At 31.8% G+C, this 3,381-nt stretch carries 4 protein-coding genes and 2 pseudogenes; 3 read left to right on the top strand and 3 right to left on the bottom strand.

What is annotated here, in order from left to right; translation table 11 throughout:
- A partial coding sequence (locus tag AC1DJR_RS22680; RefSeq protein WP_477003564.1) for a DUF5065 family protein occupies positions 1-160 on the top strand: 160 nt, incomplete at its 5' end.
- A 219-nt stretch (positions 161-379) separates the two neighbouring features.
- Here AC1DJR_RS22680 and AC1DJR_RS22685 read toward each other — a convergent pair.
- Positions 380-676, bottom strand: a complete 297-nt coding sequence (locus tag AC1DJR_RS22685; RefSeq protein WP_002068911.1) for a metalloregulator ArsR/SmtB family transcription factor — start codon at positions 674-676, stop codon at positions 380-382.
- A gap of 204 nt (positions 677-880) precedes the next feature.
- Here AC1DJR_RS22685 and AC1DJR_RS22690 point away from each other — a divergent pair, with 204 nt between their 5' ends.
- Both AC1DJR_RS22690 and AC1DJR_RS22695 read left to right on the top strand, forming a co-directional pair.
- Positions 881-1,090, top strand: coding sequence for a hypothetical protein (locus AC1DJR_RS22690; RefSeq protein ID WP_340853708.1), 210 nt, complete (start codon positions 881-883; stop codon positions 1,088-1,090).
- 270 nt (positions 1,091-1,360) lie between these two features.
- Positions 1,361-1,471 (top strand): YjcZ family sporulation protein, encoded by a 111-nt coding sequence (locus tag AC1DJR_RS22695; RefSeq protein ID WP_477003563.1) that lies wholly within the window; start codon positions 1,361-1,363, stop codon positions 1,469-1,471.
- A 22-nt stretch (positions 1,472-1,493) separates the two neighbouring features.
- Here AC1DJR_RS22695 and AC1DJR_RS22700 read toward each other — a convergent pair.
- Both AC1DJR_RS22700 and AC1DJR_RS22705 read right to left on the bottom strand, forming a co-directional pair.
- Positions 1,494-1,925 (bottom strand): annotated as a pseudogene (locus tag AC1DJR_RS22700) (DUF6998 domain-containing protein); the annotation flags it as partial.
- 19 nt (positions 1,926-1,944) lie between these two features.
- A pseudogene (locus AC1DJR_RS22705) lies at positions 1,945-2,084 on the bottom strand (IS6 family transposase); the annotation flags it as partial.
- Positions 2,085-3,381: the final 1,297 nt, after the last annotated feature.

The raw sequence follows: 3,381 nt of genomic DNA on the forward strand, positions 1-3,381 counted from the left end.
TGGTACCCTAGAACGATTCCAAACAATAGAACCAGAATTTCTTCCTGGAACAGAAATTTGGCAAACTCCTATCACAGATAGCTATACAAGTGGTACTTATGTAGCTGCAATTAAATATCGTGGTGAATTCACGTATTCAAATCAATYTACAATCAATTAAGGATGTAATAAATTAGAAACAGGCACTCAAAAGAGGACTTTTATTATTTCTCAATAACCGAAATTATTTAACGTGGTAAAATAATAATTGGATTGGCATCCGATACCATATTACAATACGATGGTTCAAGTCGCAGGAAGGCACCTTAGGGTGTCTTTTTTATTTGTTATTGTTTCAATTATAAAGTGCTTAAATTCAAAAAAAGACATCAAATAAAACTTAATATAATAATCCTAATAAATCGATAATATCAATAATTTTCTTATCTTCTATTCTACAATAAAGCCTTGTACCCTTGCGCTCGCTAATTACAATATTACCTATAGTTAGTTTGCGTAAGTGTTGTAAAATCATAGGTTCCGAAATATGCGTCGCAGCACTCAACTGAGAAACTGTTAAAGTCCCACTTACAACCAATTCACGTACAATTAATAAACGACTTAAACTACCTAATAACTCTAAGATTTCAGCACCACTTACATAATAATTAGAATCCATGTTGAAATCACCAGACATACTATTCATCTCCCTAATATCAATACGAATATTGAATATTTTAACATAAAAATGAAAATTAACCTCCTAATAATTTCTATTGAAATGTAAAAATTTAAAGTTTGGGTGGTTTAAGTGAGAGGAAGGTACCTTAAAGTGTCATTTTTTAGTGGACAAAACAATATAAATTATATTATAAAGATAAAAGGATTAAGAGAAAGATAAGTGGATATCATAATTAATTTTGAACCGTTTAACCCAGCTATAAATGCCATAGCGATCAAACTTGCTATGGTACTGTTTATACCGTTATTCTTAGCATTGGTTGTCAAAGTGATACTTATGAAATTTATGAAAGAATTGATTGCTGGCAGACTAGCATATCTATCTTGTTTATTTTTTATGTACTATGTATTTAAATTTGTTACAGAGTAGAAAGGCACMTTAGGGTSTCTTTTCTTTTATGTAATAATGCATAGAATATTAARTTTAAYAGATATTATGATATACTCTCAAGGTGTGATACATAATTTCTTTAAATTRGAAAACTAAACCTTATCTACCCAATTGTGGGGGACGCCTTATGGCGTCTTTTTTTTAGGACCTGCTCAATTCAGGCRTAAAAACATAAGGTAAAGTGAACCCGTTAAAATACATGGAATGAACCCTAGTYTCACCCTCTTATCTAAAGGAGGAAMTATTRTTATGGGMTATGGTGGTAGTTGCGGCGAAGGCTGCGGTTTTGSTGGMGGATTTGCTTTACTYGTTGTAYTMTTTATWYTATTAATCATTATCGGATGCAGTTGCTTCTGCTAAAAAAATATAGGAAAAGACACTCTTAAAGGAGTGTCTTTTCTATTCTCTTTAAAGAACTTATATTGACCTCATAATTATTCCCATATGGTCTAAGCGATGGAATTTCTTCCTTTGGCCCGTAAAATAATAGTTTCAAATCATCATCTTTGTACTGAACTACGAAGAAATCATCGAATTGGTAGAATGTATTTTGATTGATCGTGATAAAACCTTTTCCTTGGGCAGTTGTTTTAACACTTATTCTTCTCCCATCTTTGATGACATCATATCCATGCTGATTAGTCACTTTGGATAGCTCGTCATTCGTATAAAGAACACAAAAGAATTCACCTAGACGACCTATAAGATGTCTTAATTCGGTTGCTTTCCATCCAAGGACATTTATTTCATATGGTAAAACTTCAAAATATGATTCATATAACTTTTGGATTTGCGAGATTCCTATAGCACTTTTACCATTGTAAGGAATAAGTTATCCATTGACCTTTTACTTTTATATAGGTTTCATCGACTCTCCAAGAGTCATTTGTTTGAGGTGACGACGGATTCGTTTGTCCAATTCAGGACCATACTGATGAACCCAACGCATAATCGTTGTATGAAAAATAAATAAAAGAACCCGTTAGTCATAAACGGATTCTTTCCACAAGATTCACAAGGAATACAAGGTAACTGGTCCAGAGAAACCTATGAAATTCCATGTGATATTACTATATGTAAAGTGGATAAAACGGTTAATGGAAATTAAACAAAATTCTTATTTAACAACAAATAAAAAGAGCACATTTTTATATGCACTCTTAGTAAGATAGGTGAATGTCTCATGAGATATAAAAAATTCAAAAAATCGTAATCAGATTTTCATGAGTGAATTTTTTATATTGTATTTGTTACTTGGAGTTATTGAGCCTGTCACTATAAAAATAAAGAGCGCTTTTTAAGGCGCCCTATGACCAAGACTCATATCGAAAAGCCTATCATGATTAATGTATGTGCAGTTTTTTAATAAAATCCTTATTTGAACGTAAAAAGCCCTAGAGGGGACTAGGGTCTTTTACATAATAAATCTTTCTGTTTTTAAAAGGACTTACTGAAGATAACACATGAATGTTTCATAAATGTATCAAAAAAATGAACAAAATCTTTATTTCATAACAAGCGAAAAAGAGCACACATATAAGTATGCTCTTTGACAAGAAAGGTAGATTTCTATGAGTGGAAAGTCTCCATACAATAACATATGCTTGTCCAGTTAAAAGGCGAAAAAATTTAACAAAATCGTTATTTAGTAGCAAATGAAAAGAGCACACTAATAAGTATGCTCCTTGAAAGGTAGATTGCTATGCTTGGAAGGTCTCCATACAATAACATATGCTTGTCTAGTTTAAGTGTGAAAGGCTTTTAACCAAAAAGCTATTTAAATAAAAGAACCCCCGTTTGTCTGTGGGGATTCTAAGGGTAATCGTCAAGTAATGACGTACTCGACTAATTAACCATATCATGAATTTTTTGGTAAAAATAGTGGTAAATGTGTCCAAATGAATGGGGCATTATTTTGAACAAAAACACTATTTGATTTCAAATGAAAAACAGCTAGCAAAAGCTAACTGCTCAGTCTTGAAGGAAGTCTCGATTAGTAAGGTTACACACAAGAGATTTCCGGCTGTTTAACAGCCTATCCGTAGTATTGACGGAATATTAAGTTTTATTCAGGGGAGATTATATTTTATAAATTAGATTATGATAGTCGATATTCTCCATATTGACCAGAAAAGAACCAAAAATTCTATTGAAATTCCAAGTCTTCTTTTCCTAGTTTTTTGAAATTCTTTTATTAAATAGCCAACAGCACTAATTGCTATAAGAATGAAAAGAATAAGTTCTAGTGTAACTGGCATTTGATCTACTCC

It is taken from the genome of Bacillus sp. 05T31, assembly GCF_056396725.1.

What these genes read in the sequence shown, in the direction of transcription:
- AC1DJR_RS22685 (WP_002068911.1), bottom strand. Translation starts at nt 676, where the DNA reads ATGTCTGGTGATTTCAACATGGATTCTAATTATTATGTAAGTGGTGCT.